Raw genomic sequence first — 23,837 nt, 5'->3', positions numbered from 1 at the left:
ACTAGCCCCATGCGTTATCGTGCGGCCTTTCAGTTACCTGCGCGAGCGGGAGCCGAAAATTGCTGAGCAGCATATGGCGGTTAAATCGCTAAGCGCGAGCTTCAGGACGGTCGCCTGCCCCTGTTGTCGATTGGCCAAAAATGCCAAAGCTAGTGTTTGAAGCAAGCTGGCTACCGTCGCCAGTATCCATGTCGGTTTGGCCGTCCCAGCAGCTCGGCGTCGCGGTCGCGCTGCGGGTTGGGCGTGGTCAGCAGCACGTCCCTGATAAACATCGAGTTGGCACCGGCAAGGAAGCGGAGTGCCTGCAATTCATCAGTCATGTACTGACGTCCGGCAGAGAGCCGGACCACGCTTTGTGGCATCAAGATGCGCGCCACCGCAACGAGGCGCACCACATCGATGGGATCCGGCCGTTCCGCGGTTACGTTGACCGGGACGCCCCTTGACTTCATTCGAAAGATTGATGGAAACACTCTCCGGGTGAACGGTCATGTTGGCGAGCAGCACTAGCATGCGGAGCCGGTCGGTAGCCTGCTCGCCCATTCCGATGATGCCGCTACAGCAGACCTTGATGCCGGCTGCGCGACACGCGGTCCAGCGTGTCGATGCGGTCCTATGCAATCACGGGAATGGATGTTGTGCAGGCAGTACCAGAAGTTCGCGGTCCGCAACTACACCGCGCCTCCCTCCTCAGGCACCCCCACGGGCTGGTGCCGCACCACCTGACGGGCGTGGCAGCCATCCGGCGAGCCCTGCTTTGACAACAACTATCCAGCGACATCCTTCTTGGGTGCGCATCAATGGATGAGACAACCGGCAGCCTTCCAAAAAATGCCGCTGCCGGATTTCTCCAACAGCGGCCTAAGTCTTGGGAGAAAGCAGACGAGCCGGTCTGCCAGCGGAGCCGAGCAACAAAACAGAATCTCAATCGTGGTCGCCCATTGACACTGCCGACCTCTTTCCGCTCGCATTGCGGAGCGGTTCGACTTCGACTTTGCGCATTGAAACGTCATCAAACGGTTCGAGATACGGAGTGAAGTCCTGCTTCCAATCGCCATTCTTCCAAATGAACTCGCCTGGGTCATTGGGGCACGACGCAGCATCGGGGTAACCTTGAGTAAATAGACCAGGCGACCTCGAGAGGCGACCGGACGAAGATCGTGAGAAACTCGCGGCCTACGCAGATAACGGTTTCAACCTATCGAGGCCGGACACTTGGCTTGCCAACCAGCAAATTAAAAAAATTCGATCCCAGCATCCGAAAAATGTGAGACACAATTTGCAATTATCGTGCGTTTTCTGACCAACGGCCAAACAATGGAGATAGAGAGATCAGAGGCTCACGAGATGAGCACCAGTTGTGCTTGCCAAACCATGCACAGAAAACTTGAGAACTCCTGATTTTTGAAATACGTATTGCGGTCACCGTCGATCGAAAATCGACGAGGCAATGCTGCCTGCCTAGCAAGCTCTCTCACAGGGAGAGGAGCGTGCGCGATAATTCCGACGAGGATAAGGACTGATTACTAGAGTCGCTCCGTCTTTGGCCACGATGCATCGCGCTTTGCCGGAGGCTGTGGATTATGCGTCAGGTCCTCAACTACTTGATGCGATTTATCGTAAGGGTCGTTCATGATCGCGAGTCTCACTGTTGTCCTCCTCTGCCAACTCATCGGCGAGGTCATTGTGCAAGGTCTGAGCTTACCGTTGCCAGGGCCTGTGCTTGGTCTCCTCCTCTTGCTGATCATGCTGCTTGCCCGCGACCGCTTCGTGATGATGGCCCGAGGACCGTTTCGGGATAATAGCGTGCAGAATGTCAGCAAGGGACTGTTGACTCACCTGTCGCTCCTTTTTGTGCCAGCCGGCGTTGGGGTCGTGCAGAAACTTGATCTGCTCGCTGCGCATGGCATAGGCATCATTTGCATTCTTATGGTGTCGGTGACTGTGACCTTGCTCGCGACCGTGCTGACGTTCCAGATTGTCAGTCGCTTCACAAGCCGAGAGGACGCTCGATGAAGGAAGATCCGTTTTCGCTCTGGGTCTATCTGTCGCAATCCCCCTTACTTTGGCTGACAATCACTTTGCTGGTCTACGCAATAACCGACGCGGTATCAGTTGCAACGCGCCGTCATCCACTCGGCAACCCTGTGTTGCATGCGATGTGGATCATCGGCTTGTTTCTGCTTCTGACGGGTACCTCCTACACAACCTACTTCGCTGGTGCGCAGTTCGTACATTTTCTGCTGGGGCCTGCAACCGTCGCGCTCGCCGTGCCTCTCTATGAAAATCGCAAGCTGGTCGCCGCCGCGATCGTTCCGATGCTGACCGCCCTGGTTGCCGGCTCCGTTACAGCTGTCACATCTGTGGTCCTTCTTGCCGAGGCCGCCGGGCTTCCCCTCGAAACTATCCTGTCTCTTGCGCCAAAGTCACTCACGGCCGGCGTTGCAATGGGAATCAGCGAAACGCTACATGCGGATCCGTCGGTGACTGCTGTCGCAGTCATTCTCACTGGTATCATGGGCGCCATCATCGTGACCCCCTTGATGAACTGGACAGGCATCATCGATTTTCGGGCTCGAGGCTTTGCCGCAGGCATCGCGGCGCACGGCATCGGCACCGCACGCGCTTTCCAGGTTGATGAGATCGCTGGTGTGTTCTCAAGCCTTGGCATGGGCCTGAATGCCCTTGTGACATCCTTCCTGGTGCCGTTCGCAGTAACGGTATTGATAAAATGATGCGCGAGACCTCTCGCCGCTATTGGACTCTGCATCGACGAAGAATGTCCAGAGACGAACCGCTTCGCCAGTAGCACCTTCATAGCCCTCGTTTACGTTCCGAGATGTCCATGGGCGCTGTTCGGACACCACTCGCACTCCCATAAAACAAGATAAAGCCTGAAAGGGAAGCCTGTGCAAGGAAGCCGCCCAATTGACTCGCTCAATACCGGAACAGATCCCGTCTACTTGATGAAGGCAAGCCGTGATCGATCGAGCGTGACTGTCACGGCCAGGATGACGATAAGGCCCGTCACCATGATCTGGATGTAGGTATGCACCCCTGCGATGTTTAAGCCATTTTGCAGAACGGCAATCACCAACACCCCGATTAGCGTTCGATGCACGCCTCCTGAACCGCCTGAAAGAGCGGTGCCGCCCATGACCACAGCTGCGATCGCCTGAAGCAAAAGGTCATCCCCCATCCGGGCGGTTCCGGTCGAGGTTCGCGCGACAAGCAACAAGCCTGCAATTCCGCAGAGCATTCCGGATGCGACGAACGCGATTGCTTTCGTGCGAAGAACATCGATGCCCGAAAGCCGAGCCGTCACTCCTCCCCCTCCAATTGCAAACAGAGATCGCCCGAAATGGCTTCTCGCACCGATAAAAGAGGCGACCGCAAATATCAGAAGCGCCAGAATTCCCGAGTTTGGAATGCGCCCGATCATTGCACCGGATGCGACCCATGTGAGATCCGGACTGCGAAAAAACACGTTCACTCCGCCACTGATCCAGGTGGAAATGCCCCCAATGATGGTCATGGTGCTGAGGGTGGCGACAAAGGACGGGATCCGCAGGCGCAGCACCAAAATGGCGTTGAAAAGGCCGCAAAGCGCCCCGATGACGGAAGCAGCAAACAGGATCGCAGCGGCGCTGAACCCGAAATCCCGGATCAGAACTGCCGAGGAGATTGCCACGAAGGTCACGATCGCGCCGACGGAAAGGTCGATTGCTCCCGTGAGAATGACAAAGGTGATGCCGGTCGCCACGATGAGCAGGATGGAGGACTGTCTCATCAGATTGAAAAGGTTTATCCAGCTCAGGAAGCGAGGATTGATGGCTGTGAAAACGATGACCATCGTCAGCAGCAGAAGCGCGGGGCCACCTGGATTTATGATCGCGCGGTGACGCTGAACAAACTGCCTCGCGATCTCCATTGTAGCCTCGAGTCGCAATCTCGATCTACGCGCCTTTGTCTCAGACCATGTGCCTGACAAGTTCCTGCTCCGTCGGTTTATCATTGGCAGGCGCGTCCCGCTCGAACTGGATCTCGCCATCGCGCATCACCAGAATCCGGTTTGACAGACCGATGAGCTCGAGCAGATCGTCCGATATCAGAAGAATGGCTGCTCCCTGATCCGTCAGATCCCTGAGGACACCGTAGATCTCCTCTTTTGCGCCGACATCAACACCACGGGTAGGATTGTCGAGCACCAGAACCTGTACCCCTCGCGCCAGCCATTTTGCCAGCACGACCTTCTGCTGGTTTCCGCCAGAGAGGAATTGGCAGAGTTGCGTCGGCCCGCTGCATCGAATCCGTAAGCCATTGACGTGCTTCTGCGCTAAAGACCGTTCTCGCGCTGCCGATATGATTCCAGTCAGCCGGGAGACGAGGGGCAGCGAAGCCAGAGAAATGTTCGCTTCGACTGACATGTAAGGTACGATGCCTTCGGTCTTTCGTTCCTTGGGGACGAAGCCTACGCCATTTGCGATGGCGGCCTTGCCACGCCTCCGAAGGGGCAGGACTTTTCCGTTCACCTCGACGGTGCCGGCTGCCGGAAACGGATCAAATCCGACAACTGCCCTTCCAACGGCCTCTTTGCCGCATCCAACCAGTCCGCCAAGTCCGACGATCTCGCCTTTTCGAACATCGAAACTGACGTTCCTGACGTTATCGCCCTCAAGCCCATTCGCCGAAATCACAATCGGCGCTTCGGTGACGTCCAGCTGGCGCTTTTCCTTGAAGTACTCCTCATCCCGGATTCGCCCCACCATCGCCATGTGCAGGTTCTGCTCGGAAATCCGTTCTCCGGCAAACTCACCCACGTTTCGACCATCTTTGAAGACATAGATGCGATCGCACAGCTCTATGTATTCGGAAAGCCTGTGAGTGATAAGAACGAAGGATGCGCGCGCACGGAATTGGCGGATCGAGTCGAAGAGAAGCCTGACTTCGCGCTCACCGATGGCCGCGGTCGGTTCGTCAAGCAGGATGATAGGGTGGTCAATGTGGAAGTACTCAGCCAATGCAAAGGCTTTGGCAATCTCGATCATCTGCCGGTCGTGGAAGGCGTAGTCACTCGTCCGCCGACGTGGGTCGATGTGCGCAAGACCCAAGTCTTTCAGATGCCGTTCGCTGTAGGCAATCATCGCTTTTCGATCAACGAGGGCCAGCCGGTTGGTAAAATTGACTTCGAGCGACAGAAAGATATTTTCATAGACGGAAAGGCTGGGAATAAGGGCCTGCTCCTGGAACACCATCGAGATCCCGGCCTCGACGGCCTGGGTGTAACGGAGGGGCTTGAACGGTTTACCGAATAACTCCATCTCGCCCCCATTCGGGGGATGGATGCCAGCGATCATTTTGAGGGTCGTGGATTTTCCCGCCCCATTTTCACCTGCGATGCCGACAATCTCGTTTGGAAAAATCTGAAGATCAACTCCTTCCACGACCCAAATGCCGTTAAAGCTCTTGGATCCGCCTCGCATCGCGAAGATTGGATTGCGTACTGCCATCATCTCACGTCCTCCGCGCTCACACGCTTCGTGTTGAGGAGAACAGCGAACAGTATGACGACCCCCTGGATGATCGCCTGCAGATGAGGCGCGAGCGCAAGCGTGTTCAGACCATTCGAAAGAGTCGTCGTGAAAAGCACCCCAAGAATCGTCAGGCGCACGTTGCCGAATCCTCCGGTAATCGCAGTACCGCCGACGACCACCGCGGTAATGGTGTCCAGAGTCATGAAGCTGCCCATTGTCGCTGTGGCGGATCCAAGACGCGCGGCCAATAACGCTCCGGCAAAACCCCCCAGGAGGCCGGACAACGCAAACGCCTGTATTTTGATCGTATTGACCTTCACTCCAACAAGAGCGGCTGTTTGCTCGTCACTTCCAAGTGCAAGCGTCATACGGCCAAACCGAGTGCGCGCCCCTAGAACGACTGCAGCCATATAGATGACGAGGGAAATCAGGACCGCATTGGGAATCACATTCAGCCATGCGCCCTGAGCGATGTCGATCACGGCGGCATCAGATACCGTCAGCGAACGGCCATCAGAGACAAAGAGGACGGCACCCGAGAGAGTGGTTGCGGTTGCAAGCGTCACCAGGATGGAGGGGATCCTGAGGTAGACGTAGACGAGCCCGTTGATCACACCACAGGACAGGCCCACCAGACAAACAATGGGAATTGACCAGAAACCGAAGTCCGGCGCCATCCGCGCAACCAGCATGCCACAGAAGCTCGCGATCGCTCCGATCGAAAGGTCAATGGAGCCCATCAAAATGACGAAAGTCGCACCGACCGATGCAACCAAGAGGACAGAACTGGATAACTCAATCGCCCTCAGGTTTCCCACGGTCAAAAATGAGGGGGCCGCCAAGCCGATGGCCGCGCATGCGACAGCAAACACCGAAATGGTTACGATGCGCCGCGCTAGCTCGCCATCCCCACGCCCGACCTGCCATGCCTGCAACATTTTGCGATCCGATTGAGCATTTTCTTGGAGGGATGCCTCCCTCGAGAAGGGAGGCATCCAGGCGTCATTTTACTCGGGAATTCGCTGCTTGTAGTGGTCCTTATACTCCGCCGTCAGCTTCCCCACACAACCCGCGTCGAAGGCTTCCTGATATGGCTTCGGAAGGTTGTAACCGGCGGGCATACGGCTTCCCCAATAGGTCTTCACGTCGATCGGCCAGACGTAGTTTTGAGGGTCCCAATCGTTGGGATGGAGCGCGCGCGACATTTTCTTCCAGTCGAAGGGCAGCTTTTCCCCTGCAAGAAACGCCTGATACTTGTCGACATTCGCAGCCGTAATCAGCGTCGCCCCCGTGTACATCATGCGTTCGCACGGACTCGGCTTGAACCCCTTGGAGGCGTCGTACGCCCGCACAAGTGCGAAACCGGCCTGCCACTGTGGCGTAAAGCCCATGGTAGCAAGAATTCGGCCCTCCTTCACCAGCTTCAGGGTTTCGCCGTTGCCGTCAAGCCCTGTGATCGGGATGTGCATACCAGCATCTTCAACGGCCTGCATGGCTCCGAGTGCGATCGAGTCGTTCTGACCGAATACCGCATCGATCTTGGAATGTGCCACCAGCAGGTCTTCCATGACCTTGCGGGAGTCGACCTGGTTCCATTTTCCTGGCTGGCGGGCGACGACCTTGATGTTCGGGTATCCAGCGAGGGCCTTTTCGAAGCCTGCGGTTCTGGCGATGTCCGCATCGACCCCGGGAAAGCCTGTGATATGAACGACGTTGCCTTTTCCGCCGATCTTGTCGAAAAGCAGCTTTGCTATTCTATAGCTGTTGTCGACGTCGTCCGGCGTGAAGAAGGTCGCGAAGGCATAGTTGTCGGTCCCACCGTCCAAAGGATGAAAGCCCGGCAGAGATTCCCAGACAGCAACGTGCACTGCTCCTGCCTTTTTCGCCATCTCGACGATGGGCTTGATGTTTGCAGCGACCAGATTCTCGCCGAATGTAATTTTGACGCCCGCCGCGAACTGAGCTTCGTAGATTTCGATTTGCTTGGCGGCATCACCCTTTCCCGAAAGGATGCGGTAATTCAAACCGAGCGCTTTCGCCGCCTGCTCGGCACCTTGCGACCAGTTGTTGAAATACTCGTTCTCCAGCGTGGAGACCTCGGACAGGACATCCTCGGCCCTTGCGGCTGTAAACGACGCCAACAGAGCGGCTGTTGCAAAAACGTAGGCAGACAAGTTGCGCATTAGTTCCCTCCTCTACTCGTTTCAAACCTCGATCGTCTCTCAAAGAGTCCGCAATCCGCGTGCAGGCGCCGTCATCTCTCGATATCGCGTTTGGCGTGAGAAAATTGACGAGTCATCTCTTACGCCGCGTGCTCGCACGCGCGACTTTCCCTCGTCACATCTAAGGTTGTGGTATTGATCATGGCGGGACAGCTTCGGCGTCACCCGTCCCATTGCTTCTACATTTGTTTCCAGTCGCCAATCTGCTCGAACGCATGCGCCGCCCTATAGATGGTCGTCTCCTCGAAGTGACGACCAACAAGCATCAAACCCACTGGCAGGCCATCCACCATTCCGCAGGGCAGCGACATAGCGGGATGGTGCGTGAAGTTGAACGGAGCGGTATTGGTGAACATCTCAGTCGCGCGCGCGATATAGTCCTCTCGGCTGACATCCTGCGGAGGAAGCTGGGTCGCCTTCATCGGCGTCGTTGGCATTAGAAGAAGATCGTAATCCTTAAGCGTGTTGTCGTATGCCGCCCTCAGGCGGCGAGATATGTTGACCGCCTTGCCGTAGAATCGCGGCCCATAATTGTTATTGATGAATGTGCCGAGCATCAGGAACAGCTTCGCCTGCTCGGACAGGGAATTCGCTTTCCGCCGCCAGCCGCGATGAAAGTCCATGAGCGACAGTGAAAAGAGGTCCGATCGGCTGGTACCATAGCCGTCGCCGAACATCATGGTCTGTGTCGCGCCCTCGGTACCGATCGGCGTCCAAATTGCGGCTCCCTGGAGGTGCATCGGCACTGACACTGTCTCTACCGAGGCGCCGAGATCTTTGAAGCGCTTGGCCGCTTCACGAACGCTTCTGTTGACAGTCGCCTCCGCTCCGGGTTGCTCAAAGCCCTCCTTCAGAACGCCGATCTTCAATCCACTGATACTTTGGCCGAGCGCTTTGGTGTAGTCTTCGACCTTCGGCGCCTTGATGCGCGGATCGTAACCGTCGTCTCCAGCAATCACTTCAAGCAACAATGCGTTGTCGGCGACTGTTGCGGTCATCGGACCGGTGTGATCCAGCGTCATTTCATTGGGCATGATGCCGGTATAGGGGACCAAGCCCCAAGTCGGCTTCATGCCGTAGATTCCGCAAAAGGACGAGGGCATGCGTATTGAACCGCCCTGATCGCCGCCGATCGCCATATCGACTTCGCCAAGGGCAACGACAACCCCGGAGCCCGAAGACGAGCCTCCTGCGGAGTAGCCCATCTTGTGAGGATTGTGCACGGGTCCGAGCGCACCGGTATGGCTGCCGCCGGATGTGCAAAAGCATTCGCAGTGGACTTTGCCTGCAATTTCGGCGCCCGCGTCCAACATCCGACTGACAATGGTCGCATCGATATCAGGAACAAATCCTTCGAGCGTCGCCGAGCCGTTCATCATGGGCACCCCGGCGAGCATGATGTTGTCTTTCAGCGCGACTGTCTTTCCCTTGAGCTTCCCACTAGGCGCCCCCAGCACCCTCGTCTTTCGATACCAGGCGTTGTGCGGGTTCTCCTCGGCTCTCGGCTGATATCCCGGCGTGCGAGGATACTTCACCGCAGGCAATTCGTCGGGAACGGCGTCGACATAGTTGTAGGCTTCAAGCGCCCCCTTGATAAGGCCGCGGAAGGAGACAAGGTCTTCATCGGAAAGTGAAAGACCGCATTGCCCTGCGACATCTCGCAACTGCGCTGGTGTAGGCGGGACGATTGACACTGGGCTTTCCTCCTCGAGGTGGGCTATTCGTATGTGTGAGGCCGCTCTGCGGTGGCTCGTCACTAACATTTCAAGAAAATATGCTTGGTGCAGCCGAGTCACCGAGCCCGCGCTCAGAACTGGGTAATTTTGAGTAATTCATCCTACAAAAATCGCCGAAAAAAGAAGCAATTTATGCGGGAATAATGCGCATTCAGCGCGACAATCATTAGTCCTACCGGGGAATAGATCATTTGTGTACTAACACAGCGAACTGGTGGCACCGAGATTTGGCTCTCGCGTTTACAATCCAGAAGCTGTCGGAATAGAAGCGATCCAAGATCACCGCGACAGGTAGCCAACCACGCTCGCTCAAGAGCCGTGGATTGCGGTAGCCCTGATGCAGAGTCCAAAGTTGCTGCCTGGAGGTTCACTCCCGCACGTCAAGCGAGGCGAGATGACGCAAAGCGGATTGGATGTGTTGTTCGAACACATCCTCGTCGCGGGCAAATTTTACAGATCGACTAGTCAGGGGCTGCGGACGAATGATGATGCAAGATCTGCCACGCATCGTCTTTGTGGCTCAGCACGAAGGTGAAACGAGCCGGTGTCGCCGCTATGTGATCCGTGGAAGATTGGGAAAAGACATAATTGCCCACCACCAGAACGAGGTTGGCGGCCAATCTCGCAGAACGCCAAGCTTCAAATTCCACTGTATGCGTCCGACGGAAATAGGTTCGAATCTCTTCAGCACCCGAATAGAGCTTCGAGCTCGATGTACCGTACAGTAGCGCGTCACGTGCGTACAAGGCCGCCAGCTTGTCGACGTCGTGAGCGTTGAAGGCTTGCGCCCAGAGCACCAGGAACGCGCGCACGTCCGGCATCATATCGTCTCGATTAAAATTAGATACCCACTTAAATGACGAAGACATCTTGCTGGAATACTGTAAAACACGAGATGAGTCGCTTTTGACACTTCCTGGCGATCGACAATTGAGATTGCCGCCTCAAAAGATCGCCGCTGCTGGATTTCTCCAACAGCGGCTTAGTCTAGGGAGGAAGCAGACAAGCCGGCCTGCCGGCGGATCGCATTACGTGACCTTAGCAAGCCGCAACACGGAGATTGTTGGTCGCGCCCCTCAGTCCAAATGGCACTCCGGAGATCACGATCGCTAAATCACCCGGCTCGGCGTAGCCTTCCTTGCGCGCCGTCGCGGCCGCTATTTGCGTGATGTCATCGGAGCTGGAGGGGTCGGCTGCAACAATGCTGTGTACCCCCCACAGCAAGCTCATGCGCCCCGCGACCCTCTCGTCTGGCGTAAGAGCGAGAATCGGGACCAGCGGCCTTCTACGCGCGATACGAGCGGCGGTGGTCCCGCTTGCGGTGAACCCGATGATCGCTCTCGCATCAATCGCGGCGGCCAGATCCGCGCCCGCGGCCGCAACCGCATGAGGAGGCGTGATTTCCTCACCGACCTGCGAGGCGTCGAGAAGCGACCGATAGAGATGATGCCGCTCGGTGCTTTTGATGATTCTGTCCATCATGGTAACCGCCTCGATCGGATAGGCTCCGCTCGCCGATTCAGCAGAAAGCATGACAGCGTCGGCACCATCGTAGATGGCGGTCGCGACATCGGACGCTTCCGCGCGCGTTGGCGTCGGCATAGCCGTCATCGAATCCAGCATCTGCGTTGCGACGATCACGGGCTTGGCGGCAAGCCGACAGGCGCGAACGAGCTCCTTCTGTCGCGGAGGCACCTCCTCGAGCGGGATCTCAACACCAAGATCGCCGCGCGCGACCATAATGCCGTCCGACAGGGCAATGATATCGCCGATACATTCGAGCGCCATGGGCGTCTCGATCTTGGCTATCAGACCTGCAGCTTCACCGATCAGGGAACGTGCTTCGAGGAGGTCCGATGGTCTTTGAACGAACGACAGAGCGACCCAGTCGACGCCAAGTTCAAGGCCGAAGGCTAAGTCGGTGCGATCCTTATGGGTCAAGGGGGATATATCAAGGAGTGCACCTGGGAGGTTTACCCCTTTGTGGTCACGGATCACGCCGCCCACGACAACTCTCGCGACGATCTCCTTGTCGCCGGGACTAACAACACTTAGACGTACTCGGCCGTCATCGATCAGGACGTCCTGGCCGGGATGGACGGCTGCGAAGATTTCGGGATGAGGCAGGGGAATGGATTGTTTTCCGTCCCCTCCTCCGTCGAGCGAAAAGCGGACCGTTTCGCCCGCATTCAGCATCAGCTTGCCGCTATCTAATGAGCCGATGCGAAGCTTCGGTCCTTGCAAATCCTGCAGCACGCCGATTGGCGTGCCGACCTCGTGTTCAAGCCGCCGGATCGACGCAAGAACCCCCGCATGGTCATCATGCGATCCGTGACTGAAATTGAGCCGGAACGTGTCCGCACCTGAAAAATAAAGAGAGCGGATCATCTCGGGTGCGGCCGTCGCCGGCCCCACCGTTGCGACAATTTTGGCAAAGCGAGAGCGACGCATCTTGGATCCCCTAGTTAGAGGATGAAACCAGTGTGAACGAAATTGGAATGGCGTTCCTCGACGATGGTATTCAGAATCTCGCGCGATGGGCTCGTATACTTCGCGGCCACCATGGATCGAATGGAAAATGAACGTAGCGCATCCGTGACCGACAAGGTGCCTTCGGCTGCATCCTTCCTGCCCGTGAAGGGAAACACGTCCGGCCCACGTTGACATTGACAGTTCAAGTTGACGCGGCAGACTTGATTGACCAGGACATCCGACATGCGACCGATCACGTCGGGGTCGCGGGCGAACAAGCTTACCTGCTGGCCATGTTCAGAGGTGGCCACGTAATCAAGCGCGAGGTCGACATCCTCGAAGTTCGACATGGGGATGAGTGGTCCGAACTGCTCCTCCCGAAAGAGCCGCATGGACGGCCCCACAGGATAGACGACTGCGGGATAGAAAAGAGTGGCTACGGCCGTACCCCCGCCGGCGTTGAGAATACGGGCGCCCTTCGTTACGGCGTCATCTAGAAGCGCGCTCATCTGGTTTACTTTCTCGACACTTGGCAAGGGCGTCAGAGTCACGTCTGGCGCCCAGGGCATACCGATTTTTAGTTGGGCGAGCTCCGCTTGTAGCGCCGATATGAACGAATCAGCGACATCGCGGTGCACGAGCAGCATCTTCAGGGCCGTACAGCGCTGTCCATTGAACGAGAGCGCGCCTAGTAGGCATTCCTTTGCTGCGAGTGCGATATCAGCATCAGGCATAACGATCGCCGCGTTCTTTGCGTCGAGACCGAGAATGGCACGCAGGCGGTTGGTTTTTGGGTGGAGTTTTTTAAGGTGGTCGGCCACTCGGCTCGAGCCGATTAGCGTAAGGACATTGATTTGGCCGGTCTCAAGAAGTGTCGGGACGATTTCCGCGCCTTCACCGTAGGCGAAGTTGACTACTCCAGGCGGGAACGCGGCCCGGAACACCTCCAGCAGCGGTTCGAACAAGAGAACGCCGTGTCGGGGCGGCTTGAAGACGACGCAATTGCCCATGATCAACGCCGGAATGAGCGTCGCGAAAGTTTCATTCAGGGGATAGTTGTATGGCCCCATGCAGAGGACAACGCCGAGTGGCGTTCGGCGTATCAGGGCAATCACTCCTTCAACGATTTCAAACCGCGAGTTGGCATTGTCGAGATTGCGCACCGCGTCGATTGTTTGCCGGACGTAGTCCACTGTGCGGTCAAATTCCTTTTCTGAATCCGCGAGCGTTTTGCCAATCTCCCACATGATAAGCCGTGTGACTTCGGCGCGGCGCGCACACATTCCGGCGAGAAATCTTTGCATCGCCAGGATGCGCTCTGAAACACGCATGGTGGGCCACGCGCCGCGCCCGCTGTCGTATGCAGCGACCGCAGCGTCGAGTGCGGTTATCGCCGTCGCGACGTCGCCGGACGGATGGCTGCCGATCCGCATCTGCGTCAACCCGCCATTACTTCCGCGGACCATCACGGGAGACAGAACGTTCTTGACCGGCCCTATCCAGTCCCGCATTTCGCCGTTAACGAGAACACTCCGCTGTTCAATGGGCGCAATGGCGGCCTCGTGCAAAGCCGCGTCATCGGCAGTCGGAAAGAGCAAGCTGAGATTATCGCGGCTCATCATCATGATTCACAACAAGGACTGGTATCCGAAGAGACAACGAAGTCGCGCAGATCACAGTGCCGCGACGGCCTCCCCCTTTTCTGACGGCCTAGCATCAATACTATCGGCTCACACTTATAGCGCCCTTCGGCACGTCGCTGCCCCGCTCGAACGGAACCGCAAGCATCAGCAGAATTTCCGCGATCGCAGGGCGGCAATCTCAATCCTCCCTTTAGGAAGCCACTCGTTTCTCGGTATTGGAGGCGGCGAGGATATCCGCCACAGCACGGTAGCTGAAGACGATCGCGGGACCGATTGTGATCCCTGCTCCCGGGTAGATTCCGCGCATTGGCGAAGTCATGTCGTTGCCGCAGGCGTAGAGACCCGGGATCGGCTTGCGCTGTGCGTCCAGAACTTTACCGCAGCTATCGGTTGCGAGGCCCGACGCAGTGCCGAGCGTTGCCGGAACGATCGGCAGCGCAATGAAGGGGCCCTTTCGGATCGGTCCGAGATTTGGGTTCTTTGCTCCGACCGATGGATCCCCAAGCGTGCGGTTGAAGGCCGACTCACCGCGCTTGAAGAGTGGATCGATCCCTGTGGCGGCGTGGGCGTTGTGCTCCTCGATCGTTCTCTCGAGCTCGGCTGGGTCGAGTCCGATTTCCCTGGCAAGCTCTGGGATTGTTCGCCCCACCTTGATATATCCAAGCCGCGCGTATTTCCGGATGCTCAGCGTCCATGGCCACGGCAACAGATGTCCCATGCCGCGGAGGCGAACGAAATCGTAATCACAGACGAAATAGAACCGCTTGTCTGCGGGGTATCCGTTTGCGAACATCGCCAGGCAAATGTCATGGTAGGAGTTGGACTCATTTACGAATCGGCGCCCGTTCGGCGCGACCGCGATGACGCCGGGACGCCCCCGATCGAGCCAGCCATACGGGACAACTTGTGAGCTGCTCCTGGTCTTGAGGATCGATACTGGTGTCCAGAACCCTGCGGACGCGACATCCTTATCGACTGCGGCTCCGACCTTCGTTGCAAGCTCAATGCCATCGCCGGTGACATCGGGATGAGCCAGGGTGTCGTCATGCTGATGCGGTCCGCTCAGCTCGGCTCTCAGCTGGGCGTTGCGCGCGAAGCCGCCGGTTGCGAGGACGACGCCATGGGAAGCACGCACGCGAAGCTCGGAATCGGCGTGTTTGATGATTGCCCCCGTGACGCGCCCATCCTCCTTGATGAGTTCAAGAAGAGTAGACGCCGGCCATATTTCGACATTGAGCTTGCGCAAGCTCACCAGCAAGCGAGCGATCAACGCGTTGCCTCCACTGAATTCCGTGCCGCGCCTATAGCTCAAGCGATCCCGTGCGTAGCGGCTGACGCGGCGCAGGACGTGCTTGAGGGACGAGAAGGATTGAAACGGATTCAGGAAGCTTCGGACCTCGCCGGACGAGATCATCATCCCTCCGAGTACAACACGAATGGGATCCCCGATGAGATTGAAGTCTTTGCCGAGAAGGCGCGCATCGTAGGGGGCAGGGCTGAGTGCCCGGCCCTTGTCTACGCCGCCGACTTGGCTCGAGTGATAATCGGGCGCTGAGGCCAGTGTGAACTTGACCTCTGTCCCGTTCTCGAGCGAAGCAAGCGCGGATGGACCGTCCTCCAGATAGGCTTCGATGAGGTCTGGCCGGTAGTAATTGCCCAGCTCATGCTGAAGATAGGTCCGGGCCTTGGCAAACGAGTCCTCGATTTTTGCGGACCGCGCCTGGGGCGAGCAGGGAATCCAGATCATGCCGTTTGAGAGAGCCGTCGTTCCGCCAAGTCGTGGAGATTTTTCACAGACGGTCACTCGAAGTCCAGCCTTCGCCGCATAGAGGGCGGCTGACAGACCGGCTGCCCCGCTACCGATCACGAGGACATCGGCTTCCCTATCATCCGCCGATCTGCCCGCTCGGGAGAGCGTCACCTTGTTCTGCTTGCCTGATTGGCTGATTGGCTCGTTCATTCCAGCCTCTTTTTTATTTGCGATGAACATCAGTTTTGCTGCGGCAGAGGAACGGCTTTAAATTCCTCTGCCGCTGCCTTCACTGCACGTTCGATTGGAATCCGTTCGATGGAGGAGGCGCCAACGAAGCCGACACATTCGGTCGAGCGGTAAACTTCATACGTATCCTGTGGCTCGGCGATTGCCCCACCGTGGCAGAGGAGAATGATATCCGATCGGACCCCCTTGGCTGCCGCGTTGATCTCGTTGATGCGCCTGATCGCCTCCTGGATCGACTGTCCTTCCTCGTGGCCCACGAGCCCGCCTCGGGTAGCGCCGACATGAGGGACAATGCAGTCCGCTCCGCTACTCGCCATGGCTTTGGCGTCGTCAGCGCTCGCTACGTAGGCGAGCGAGAAGATGTTCTTCTTGCGGGCAGTCGCAATCATCTCGACCTCGCGCTCGAAGCCGAGCCCTACACGACCGCGGCGGTCACGCCATTTTTCTCCCATGGTGGAGATGGTCGGGTAGTTGATCACGCCGGAGAAGCCGGCAGCAGAGAACTTGTCCAGAAGAGCATCAAGATCAAGCCGGAGAGGATCCCAAGCTTCAACGCCGCCAATCACCGGCACAGAAGATACGACGTTGCGGATTTCCGCAGCGAGCTCCAACGTTCGGTCATTGGAATCACCGATGCGACTGGTGGGAAGGCCCATGAGCCGCGAGAGACCTGTGCTGTAGACCACCAGCATATCGGCCCCTCCGAGCGCAGCACATTTTGCGACCAACCCACAGCTGCTGGCCGCGGCGAGAATCGCTTTTCGGTCCGCGACTTGGCTTGCGATCCTCGAAACAATTTCCGCTCGATCAAATATTCGCACGAAATAGACCTCCCAGGTCCAAGTGCTCGAGGATCCACGTCACGGCGGCCTCGGCAAATTCGGGGTCGTTGATGTGGCAGCTGAGTTCGCGGACCGCGATCTCTGGCCGGAGACTGGTCTTGATTGCCTGCAGCCAGGCCTGGTCGGCTTCCGTGTCACGAAATACGCCGCCCTCCCGGTCGTAGTCCGACACGCCTTTGGCTGGCCAAAGCACGATGGCAGGCCCCTGGGCCTGCGACAGCCGCTCGGCCGTAAGCTCGCCGATACTGGCATTCTCGGCAGGCGTCGTACGCATCAGTGTCGTGTAAGGAGTATGGGAGTAGAACCGGCGGTTTCGGAATTGATCGGGTACGCTGGAGGGCGGGCCGAAATTAACCATGTCAACCGCGCCGGGTGCGATGACTTGCGGGATCTGTTGGTGCGAGGCCGCCTTGAGCCGATCGGGGCCGGCGCTGGCTGTGCCTCCCACGAGTTCATCGGCCAACTCCGTTGTAGTCAGATCGATCACGGCATCGAATTCGCCGGCAGCGATCAGCTGCTCCATTTTCCGGCCACCGGCTCCGTTGGCCGGAAACACGATCGCGTGCAGGCCGGCATCGGCAAGCAGGGACACGCACTGATTTGCTGCAGGCGTCGTCACGCCGAAGGCCGTGATCGCAACGACCTTCCTCTCGCGTTCACGTTTGCTGGGTTGATAATGCATGGCGGAAATAGCCCGCCCTGCATTCTCCAGCACTCGTGCCGTGAACGCGTTGATACCGACGAGATCGACCAGCGTTGGGTACAGGACGATGTCGTGATGGGTCGCGAGTTCAGCGAGGAGCGCTGGCCGCGCACTCGTCACCAGCAGCTTCGGAAAGCCATAAGGCAAATCAGACGCGATCTCGCCGAAAACAGCGCTCCCCTTGCCTCCCGCAATCGCCACGATCGCGCTGATCTCGCCGGAGGCCAGGAGCCCGGCAACTCGCGTGCGCGTAGTGGCGGCTATCTCTTTCAGGAGCTCGGCTGGTGACGCCAGGCGCGCTCCCGCACCGTCAGCTGGCCGCGCCAGATTCCGATTGGCGGACGTGCCAATATCGATCTGGACGGTACTTCTGCCTTGTCCCTTGATGACATCCGCAAGGAAAGAGGCTTCCTTCCCCTTGGTGTCCATTGTGGCCACGACCGCGACCGCGCCCAAGGCCGCAGTCGCTGGCTCGAATAGATGGCCATCCCGGACCGACCTCTGGCCGTCCGCGCAATGGTGAGACACCGTTGTCCTCCCGGACCATTTGTGACAGCAGGTGGTCTAGACCGGGCCCAAACCGGGTATAAGATCGACGAAGCGCGTAAATGGGTAAGATTGGGTAGAAGCCGTGAGAGCGACAATTATCGGCAAACTTGCCACAGACCTCTTGGTTCGCCGCGGCATGTCCCTGCAGATCTATGCCCCGTCGCTGCGCAGCCTTCCTGAGGACGCTATGCTCGTCATGGCGACCCTGCCTGTCATCGACTGGAACAACTGCCTATTGCGGGACTTGCACATTATCAAAAAGAGGACGCCCGTTCCTGCTTATGCGGCGATCGTCATGATCGATCCCTTTGCATGCTGGGAGGATTTCGCCGACTTGTTGAAAAATGCTGAGATCACCGGGATCATAAACTTTCCACCTGCGTCGATACTTGAACGGTCGAGCGGAGGCGTGCCCGTCGACACCGGACAGGAGCTCGAGCTTCGGCGCATGGAATGGTTCGCAAGCCTCGGGTTCAAGGCGTTGTTCGCGGCGGCCAACGAGTCGGACGTCGCGGCGGCGGAGCGGCGGTTAGGTTCGCAACTCGATGGCGTGGTCTATTTGCCCCCGGAGGCGCTCGCTCTGACGATTGGAACCGACATGGGGCTGGTAAGCCTTGGACCTCAGGGGTCGCCGGTACCGAAGTTCGCGCTCCTAGAGGCAACCGCTTCAAGGCGGCCACTTCCAACGTGAGAAGCGCAGCGCTATTCGAGGATCCGCAGCTTCTTGATCTTGTTATATAGCGTTTTTCTTGAAAGCCCGAGAGAGCGGGCGGTCTTGCCTCGGTGAAGCCGGTTTCTTTTCAGGCCTTCAATGATCCACTCGCGTTCGGACAGCGAAGCCGAGGGCTTGGCATGTGACTGGGCATCCAGAAGCGGTCTTAGCACATCGGCCGTGATGTGGGTTTGCCGCAGGGTCACGAGCTGGTTTACGATCTGGCGCAATTCCCGCAAATTGCCCGGCCAGTCATGACCGGCGAGCGCCAGGAATGCTGAATTTTCAATTGCAAGCGTCTGGGCCCTCGAATCTCCCTTCGCCTCGACCGTGAAGTGTTGAATCAGCTGCGGAAGATCCTCGAGCCGGTCTGGCAAGGAAGGCAGCTCAATATCGAGTCCCGCAAACAAAGCGAGCAGCCGGGGACATAACACAGTTTCAAGGCCAGCCCCCCGGGAGACGGTGGCGGTCGCGATGATCCGCGCCGTGGAGCGGACAACCGCGATACCGTTCAAAGGTGTGAAACCGCCAGTCTCGAGGTAATCGGCAAGACGCTCCTGCCCCTCGCGCGAAAGCTGGTCCACATGCAGCAGCAAGACCGCACCATCGCTTGACGTTTCCAGGAGCGACAATTGGCGCCTTCTGGTCTCATCGCGCTCGGCGCCAAACAACGCTCCCAGCGTATCGATCGCGGGGCCTGGCCGGCACTGAAACAGCGCCGCCTTGGCGTGCTTGCGATCGCTAAAGGCGAGTACGAGACCTGCTATTCTTCGTTTCCCCGAGCCGGCTTCGCCCCAGACAAGCACTGGATTGGGGTTGGCGGCCAAGCGTTTTGTCGTCTCGAGGATGCGCTTCATCGAAGACGCCTGCGCGATGACCCCGTGCCTGAATCCGCTCAGCTGGAGCTGCCGTTCAAGCAGATCGACCTTCTCCCGCAATAAGTGGATGGTTTTGAAGCCCGAGGTCACCTCAAGGACGGACATCTCCAACGGCACGCGGTCCAGCGAAGAGCCTCCGATGAAACCTTGGATACCCGTCTCTCGGCAGATATCCAACAATTCGTCGGGCTTTGTAATCGGTCCGCCGCCAAGCAGGCAAATGGCACTCTTGTCGATGGATTGAGCAACGCGCGCAACAGCACTGGTGCGTGCTGCAAGCTCCGACAGGCTGATCGACGGGTCCGACGTGCTTTCGACACCGCGGTTTAGATTGAAGTTGATGCAGATCGCCTCAGCACCCGCTTCAACCATGCGCCTGGCCTCGGCTTGGGTGCGCGTATAGGCGATGGTCATCAGGCCGCGTTTTGCGGCCTTCACCAGAAGCTCGGTCTCTCGAGCGTAACCAAGGCCGCACTTCTCGAGCAACGACCTCCGGTAGTCATCGATGTGTATGACTGACGGAAAGTTGGTGACTCCGGAAAACCCCCATCTGATGATCCGATCGAGCCAGCGGTCAAGATCGAGCTGCGGATCGAACGTGCAGGCACCGAAGAATACGGGCAGTTTCGTGCTAGGCAGGATTTCGGTCCGTCCAAAGCTGGCCACGAACTCGTTGCAATTGCGGATTGGAAGAATGGATGCAGGCGAGGAGCCGCCCATCGCACGAAAACGGCCCGCATTGAGCGCAAGTACGAAATCTGCGCCCGCCCGTTCGGCCGCTCGTGCGGTCATGCCTGAACCGATTCCCGCCCCAAGTACAAAAGAGCGGGAATTTCGGAAGAACTGCCTGATACCGGCTCCCTTCACCTCATCCGTCCGCTATCCAAAACTGGGCCGACATCATCGCCCGGCTTGAGCGAAAGACTAGCTCCAATTCGCCGGCGCATGCAACCGCCGAAGCGCCCTGCCGTTGCTCATGAACAGGTGGCAATCCGCGGGAGCAGCAGCAAGACGAAGCTTCCCCGCCCTCTTGAGCGGCTCTTTTGGCGCCTTGGCGACGACAGCTTCGTTTCCGGCGTTGCCGTAGATGTAGGTAACGCTGCCGAGATGCTCGACGAAATCGACAGCGAGCTCGATGGCGATATCCTGCTGCGTCTGCGAGGACGCGGAGAAATCGTCGGGCCGAATTCCGAGCGTGATCGCCTTGCCGACCAATTCTTTGTCTGGTTGGACCGGGACGCAGACGCTGGTGCCGGTCTGAAGGCGCACGTCCATACCTCCCTGGTGCGCCGCCTCGACCTCGCCACCCAGGAAGTTCATTTTGGGCGAACCAATGAACCCTGCCACGAAGCGCGATGCCGGATTGTGGTAGAGGTCGTGCGGGCTGCCGACTTGCTCGATATTTCCGTCCTTGAGCACGACGATCTTGTCCGCCATGGTCATCGCCTCGACCTGGTCGTGTGTTACATAGATCATCGTGTTGCCGAGCTGCTTATGAAGCTTGGCAATCTGAACCCTCATCTGCACCCGCAATTCCGTGTCCAGGTTGGAGAGGGGCTCATCGAACAGGAACACCTTTGGTTCGCGCATGATTGCGCGCCCGATTGCGACGCGCTGCCGTTGTCCCCCTGAGAGTTGTCGGGGCTTGCGGTCCAGCAGATGATCCACCTGCAAGAGCGAAGCAGTCTCCCCTATCCTGGTGGCGATCTCGCCCCTCGCAGCCTTGGCCATACGCAGCGGGAAGGCAAGGTTCTCTCTCACGGTCATATGCGGATAGAGAGCGTAGCTTTGAAATACCATTCCGATGTTGCGGTCCGCCGCGTCGATATCGTTGACGAGCTCATTATCGATCAGGAGCCGCCCGCCGCTGATGGGCTCCAGCCCCCCTATCATGCGCAACAAAGTGGACTTGCCCGACCCAGATGGACCGACGAAGGCAACGAACTCGCCGTGATCTATTGTCAGGTCAATGTTGCGCAGGACTTCTATCGTTCCATACACCTTCCTAACGCCTTGCAGGCGCACATCGGCCATCATACCCTCCTCTGTCGTGACGGCCCCGAGAGAGTCGCGGTCACATCGATCTCGCCCAAGCTCGACACGATGAAATCGGGCGGTTTCAAAGACGGGTCCTCTCGGGCCGGCACACCGGTCGTGACAAGCACGCTCGGTAGACCTGCCCTCTTTCCGGCCTGAATATCGGTCTGAATTTGATCGCCGATTAGAATAGTCGAATCGCGAGCGGTACCAAGCCGAGAAAGTGCCGTTTCGATCATATGCGGTTCGGGCTTACCGGCGATCAACGGTCTCACTTGCGTGGCAGCAGCAATAGCTGCGATCGCTGCACCAGCTCCTGGTTCGAATCCGCTCGCCGTCGGCAGCAGAAGATCCGGATTGGTGCCGATAAAAGCGGCTCCATTCAGGATCGCGTCAACCGCGATCCGCATCTTCTCGTGCGTGATCTCGCGATCGAGCCCCATCACTACGGCTTCGGGTGTTCGCTCGGTGACCTCGAGTCCTGCGCCAACCAAGGCCTTCACGAGGGAGGGAGCACCGATAACATAGACGCGTCTCAATTCTGGGTATTTCGCACGGATGAGCTCCGCGGCCGTGACAGCGCTTGTAACCACCTGCTCGGGCGCAATTGCAAGACCGTGTCCTTCCAGCTTGCGGACGACGTCCTCTGGCGTGTGCGTCGAATTGTTCGTCACGAAACAAAATCGCAGGCCGGCTGTCTGCCACCGAGCGAATGCTCCTATCGCATCTGCGATCGCTGCGTGCCCGCGATAGACCACCCCGTCCAGATCCGAGATGATGCCTTGGATTGGTGGCCAGCTGAGGTGAGAGCCTGTGCTAGCCATTCATCAGCATCCCGCCGTTCACATGAACGATCTGCCCGGTCATGTAGGAGGCTGCGGGACTTGCGAGGAAGACCGCAAGCCCAGCGATATCCTCGGGCAATCCGACCCGCCCCAAAGGAATTCGGCCACTATGCCGTGCCTCGGTCTCCTCCCGCGGACGGCCGTGCATGGGTGTATCGATGATGCCGGGCGCGATTGCGTTGACGTTGATGTTGAGAGGAGCGCATTCGTAGGCGAGGAGCTTGGTTACGTCGTGAACGATCGCCTTCGACAAGCAATAGTCGGCTCCGCCGGCCTGATAGTTGAAAACGGCGCCTTGCGAGGACAGTGAGGAGCCGACATTGACTATGCGACCGCCTTTGCTGTTCATAAAACGCTCGATGACCAGCTTCGAGCAGCGCAGCACGGCGACCGAGTTGATCTGTATGGTGCGCTCTATCTTGTCAGCATTGCCGCTGAGAAGCGGCTGGGCCGATTTTATGCCGGCGTTGTTGATCAACACGTCAAGCCTGCCGAACAGCCTGGCGATCTCGTCGAGAACCCTTGCAACGTCTTCCTCGCGCGCCACATCCATCGCCATTGGCAATATGCCGTTCCCGTGAGGTAACCTCGTCAGAATGTCCCGGAGGTTCTCCAGGTTCGCGTCTGTCGCCAGGACGTTTGCTCCGCCTTGGCGGAAGGCATTGGCAATGGAGGAGCCTATGCCGCCGCCGGCCCCGGTGACGAGCACGGTCCTGTCTGCAACTGAGAACTGTTCGGTCATTACAACTCCAAGATCGTTTGGGATTTCAGGAACTCGTCGACGGCCTCGCCGGTCGGCATGGAGCTTTGGGCGCCGCGTCGTGTCACGCACAATGCGGCCACTGCCAGCGCCCTTTTGACGGCTTCTCGCAACGGCAGCCGCTGGGCGAGTGACGCTGCGAAGCCCCCATTGAACGCATCGCCCGCAGCGGTCGTGTCAACGACCTTCACGGGAAATGCCCGCAGGGCAAAAGCCCGCTCCGCATCGGCGTAAAAGGCCCCCTGCGCGCCGAGAGTAATCAGCGCTGCGTTTGGACCGAGGTCGAGTAGTTTTCCGGCGGCGTGAGCGGCACCCTCAAAGTCGTGCACCTCGACCCCGGTTAACTCAAAAGCTTCGGTCTGGTTCGGAGTGACGAAATTGACGTTTCTCCATGCCGCCGATGAAAGCCCGGCTCTAACGGGCGCTGGATTGAAAATGAGTTCAAATCCCTTTGCCCGTTTCATCTCAAAGAGGCGATTAAGAGCGGGAATCGGCATGCCCATCTCGGCAACAACGATCGCGTCGTGCTCAATGAATTCCGCGGCTCTATCGATCATGGCAGGGGTGACGTTCAGATTAGCGCCGGGATCTATGACGATCATGTTGGAGCCATCGTCACCGACCAGAACGAGAGCTGATCCCGATATTTCTCCTGGGCACACTTCGATAGCGTCAGCGCGAACGCCCGCATCCCGCAGGGACAGCGACAGCGATCGACCGGCATCATCGTCTCCGAGCCGCGTGTAAAAGTGTGGGCGCAGTCCAAGCCGAGCAGCAGCAACAGCCTGGTTGGCGCCCTTGCCTCCGGGGTTGCGGTTCAAGGCTCCCATGAGGCTTTCGCCCGGTGTCGGAAGCCGCTCGACATTGAAGCAGAGATCAAGATTGGTCGTTCCGAAGAACATCAA

At 58.2% G+C, this 23,837-nt stretch carries 19 protein-coding genes and 1 pseudogene; 3 read left to right on the top strand and 17 right to left on the bottom strand.

Going from position 1 to position 23,837, the window contains the following annotated elements:
* Positions 1-170: 170 nt before the first annotated feature.
* A pseudogene (locus tag I6F12_RS12020) lies at positions 171-613 on the bottom strand (biotin synthase); the annotation flags it as partial.
* A gap of 1,019 nt (positions 614-1,632) precedes the next feature.
* On the opposite strand from I6F12_RS12020, the gene I6F12_RS12015 reads away from it, so the two are divergent.
* Both I6F12_RS12015 and I6F12_RS12010 read left to right on the top strand, forming a co-directional pair.
* Complete coding sequence (locus I6F12_RS12015; RefSeq protein WP_225125261.1) at positions 1,633-2,016, top strand: CidA/LrgA family protein; 384 nt, start codon at positions 1,633-1,635, stop codon at positions 2,014-2,016.
* Positions 2,013-2,735 (top strand): LrgB family protein, encoded by a 723-nt coding sequence (locus tag I6F12_RS12010; RefSeq protein ID WP_225156362.1) that lies wholly within the window; start codon positions 2,013-2,015, stop codon positions 2,733-2,735. The genes I6F12_RS12015 and I6F12_RS12010 overlap by 4 nt, the downstream gene beginning before the upstream one ends.
* A 224-nt stretch (positions 2,736-2,959) precedes the next feature.
* Here the strand turns inward: I6F12_RS12010 and I6F12_RS12005 are convergent, their stop codons facing one another.
* The 11 genes from I6F12_RS12005 to I6F12_RS11955 all read right to left on the bottom strand — a co-directional run bounded on the left by I6F12_RS12005 (position 2,960) and on the right by I6F12_RS11955 (position 17,679).
* The gene (locus I6F12_RS12005) at positions 2,960-3,931 is read right to left on the bottom strand and encodes an ABC transporter permease (RefSeq protein ID WP_225125249.1); all 972 of its coding nucleotides are present in this window, start codon (positions 3,929-3,931) and stop codon (positions 2,960-2,962) included.
* 40 nt (positions 3,932-3,971) lie between these two features.
* Complete coding sequence (locus I6F12_RS12000; RefSeq protein WP_225125247.1) at positions 3,972-5,513, bottom strand: sugar ABC transporter ATP-binding protein; 1,542 nt, start codon at positions 5,511-5,513, stop codon at positions 3,972-3,974.
* Positions 5,510-6,472, bottom strand: a complete 963-nt coding sequence (locus tag I6F12_RS11995; RefSeq protein ID WP_225125245.1) for an ABC transporter permease — start codon at positions 6,470-6,472, stop codon at positions 5,510-5,512. Before I6F12_RS11995 ends, I6F12_RS12000 begins: the two co-directional genes overlap by 4 nt.
* A gap of 69 nt (positions 6,473-6,541) precedes the next feature.
* Positions 6,542-7,717, bottom strand: a complete 1,176-nt coding sequence (locus tag I6F12_RS11990) for a sugar ABC transporter substrate-binding protein (protein ID WP_036008276.1) — start codon at positions 7,715-7,717, stop codon at positions 6,542-6,544.
* Between the two features lie 218 nt (positions 7,718-7,935).
* Positions 7,936-9,450, bottom strand: coding sequence for an amidase (locus tag I6F12_RS11985; protein ID WP_036008338.1), 1,515 nt, complete (start codon positions 9,448-9,450; stop codon positions 7,936-7,938).
* Positions 9,451-9,953: 503 nt separating this feature from the next.
* Entirely contained in the window at positions 9,954-10,316 is a 363-nt protein-coding gene (locus I6F12_RS11980) for an SgcJ/EcaC family oxidoreductase (protein ID WP_036008279.1), read from the bottom strand.
* A gap of 214 nt (positions 10,317-10,530) precedes the next feature.
* Positions 10,531-11,943 (bottom strand): pyruvate kinase, encoded by a 1,413-nt coding sequence (gene pyk / locus I6F12_RS11975; protein WP_225156360.1) that lies wholly within the window; start codon positions 11,941-11,943, stop codon positions 10,531-10,533.
* A 14-nt stretch (positions 11,944-11,957) separates the two neighbouring features.
* Entirely contained in the window at positions 11,958-13,589 is a 1,632-nt protein-coding gene (locus I6F12_RS11970; protein WP_225156359.1) for an NADP-dependent glyceraldehyde-3-phosphate dehydrogenase, read from the bottom strand.
* A gap of 208 nt (positions 13,590-13,797) precedes the next feature.
* A complete protein-coding gene (locus I6F12_RS11965) occupies positions 13,798-15,567 on the bottom strand; it encodes an FAD-dependent oxidoreductase (protein ID WP_225156357.1) in 1,770 nt (589 codons plus the stop codon).
* Between the two features lie 29 nt (positions 15,568-15,596).
* A complete protein-coding gene (locus tag I6F12_RS11960; RefSeq protein ID WP_225156355.1) occupies positions 15,597-16,427 on the bottom strand; it encodes a phosphoenolpyruvate hydrolase family protein in 831 nt (276 codons plus the stop codon).
* On the bottom strand, positions 16,414-17,679 hold the full coding sequence (locus tag I6F12_RS11955) for a Tm-1-like ATP-binding domain-containing protein (RefSeq protein ID WP_051056931.1): 1,266 nt from the start codon (positions 17,677-17,679) through the stop codon (positions 16,414-16,416). Before I6F12_RS11955 ends, I6F12_RS11960 begins: the two co-directional genes overlap by 14 nt.
* 157 nt (positions 17,680-17,836) lie before the next feature.
* Between I6F12_RS11955 and I6F12_RS11950 the strand changes: the two genes are divergently transcribed.
* Positions 17,837-18,391: a hypothetical protein gene (locus tag I6F12_RS11950; protein WP_225156352.1), complete on the top strand. Its 555-nt coding sequence runs from the start codon at positions 17,837-17,839 to the stop codon at positions 18,389-18,391.
* Between the two features lie 11 nt (positions 18,392-18,402).
* Here the strand turns inward: I6F12_RS11950 and I6F12_RS11945 are convergent, their stop codons facing one another.
* The 5 genes from I6F12_RS11945 to I6F12_RS11925 all read right to left on the bottom strand — a co-directional run bounded on the left by I6F12_RS11945 (position 18,403) and on the right by I6F12_RS11925 (position 23,834).
* Positions 18,403-20,082 carry a phosphoenolpyruvate hydrolase family protein gene (locus I6F12_RS11945; RefSeq protein ID WP_240538136.1) on the bottom strand — a complete coding sequence of 560 codons (1,680 nt, stop codon included), beginning with the start codon at positions 20,080-20,082 and terminating at the stop codon, positions 18,403-18,405.
* A 132-nt stretch (positions 20,083-20,214) separates the two neighbouring features.
* A complete protein-coding gene (gene ugpC / locus I6F12_RS11940) occupies positions 20,215-21,324 on the bottom strand; it encodes a sn-glycerol-3-phosphate ABC transporter ATP-binding protein UgpC (RefSeq protein WP_225156350.1) in 1,110 nt (369 codons plus the stop codon).
* Positions 21,324-22,151 carry an HAD-IIA family hydrolase gene (locus I6F12_RS11935; RefSeq protein ID WP_225156348.1) on the bottom strand — a complete coding sequence of 276 codons (828 nt, stop codon included), beginning with the start codon at positions 22,149-22,151 and terminating at the stop codon, positions 21,324-21,326. Before I6F12_RS11935 ends, ugpC begins: the two co-directional genes overlap by 1 nt.
* Positions 22,144-22,914 carry an SDR family oxidoreductase gene (locus I6F12_RS11930; protein WP_036008286.1) on the bottom strand — a complete coding sequence of 257 codons (771 nt, stop codon included), beginning with the start codon at positions 22,912-22,914 and terminating at the stop codon, positions 22,144-22,146. Before I6F12_RS11930 ends, I6F12_RS11935 begins: the two co-directional genes overlap by 8 nt.
* The gene (locus I6F12_RS11925; RefSeq protein WP_225125233.1) at positions 22,914-23,834 is read right to left on the bottom strand and encodes a ribokinase; all 921 of its coding nucleotides are present in this window, start codon (positions 23,832-23,834) and stop codon (positions 22,914-22,916) included. The genes I6F12_RS11930 and I6F12_RS11925 overlap by 1 nt, the downstream gene beginning before the upstream one ends.
* Between the last annotated feature and the right edge of the window lie 3 nt (positions 23,835-23,837).

The organism is Bradyrhizobium sp. IC4059 (genome assembly GCF_020193615.1).
GTDB classification, from domain to species: domain Bacteria; phylum Pseudomonadota; class Alphaproteobacteria; order Rhizobiales; family Xanthobacteraceae; genus Bradyrhizobium; species Bradyrhizobium yuanmingense.
This window is presented reverse-complemented; position numbering and strand designations above follow the sequence as displayed.